The 715-nt window shown below is 44.5% G+C and carries 2 protein-coding genes; both read right to left on the bottom strand.

Going from position 1 to position 715, the window contains the following annotated elements; translation table 11 throughout:
• Positions 1 to 291 (bottom strand): hypothetical protein (locus ACQY8X_RS20970; protein ID WP_428037071.1); only part of this gene is annotated, 291 nt, incomplete at its 3' end.
• A gap of 128 nt (positions 292 to 419) precedes the next feature.
• A partial coding sequence (locus ACQY8X_RS20965; protein ID WP_428037070.1) for a low molecular weight protein tyrosine phosphatase family protein occupies positions 420 to 715 on the bottom strand: 296 nt, incomplete at its 5' end.

Raw genomic sequence — 715 nt, 5'->3', positions numbered from 1 at the left:
ATAGGATTCTTCATTTCCCCACACTTTAACTGTAATTATTGGTACTGTTTTCAGATTGAAAGTCTTGAGCATCTTAGGCTTACTCTCCACAAGCTTCCGATGCGTACCCCCAATAATTGATTCTGGCAATCCATCGTAAATAATGTAACGGAACTCTCCCTTATCCAGCTCGTAACACCGATCGCAATGCTCGGTGCTCACAAGCGGGATAGCGATAGCGACAGTAGAAAAATATATTGAGGCTAGCCAGAATAGCCATTTTAGATTTTTTATCAAATCACTCTTAAGCATCAGCTTGTGCTCTTCCTATCCAGTGGAAGCACATCGCATAACGCCCCGCTAAACGGCGAGCGTTAGCGAGTCCGGTGGAGGCCACGCCTTTTGTGGCCGGAACGTATTTGAGCGATTTGTTACATGTTTTAGCCGAGACGCACATGCCTTGCCACCCTGGATTCCAACAGACGAATTAACTCCGGCTGCATCCGATCGTAATTATCAGGGATATCCAAACAAACTAACTTTTTACCTTTGAGTAAATCTTTGAATTTTTTGGACACCTTATTTCTATGACTCTTTTCCATAACCAGAATGACATCAGCCCATTCGATAAGATCACCACTTACTACAGTTTCTGCGTCAGAGTTAGTGCCTGCGCCAATAGCGCTTATTCCAGGGTATTTGGAAAACACCTCTTCTCCCGTGGGGCTTCTCAACC

The sequence above is a fragment of the Amphritea sp. genome (assembly GCF_050300915.1).
GTDB lineage: Bacteria > Pseudomonadota > Gammaproteobacteria > Pseudomonadales > Balneatricaceae > Amphritea.
This window is presented reverse-complemented; position numbering and strand designations above follow the sequence as displayed.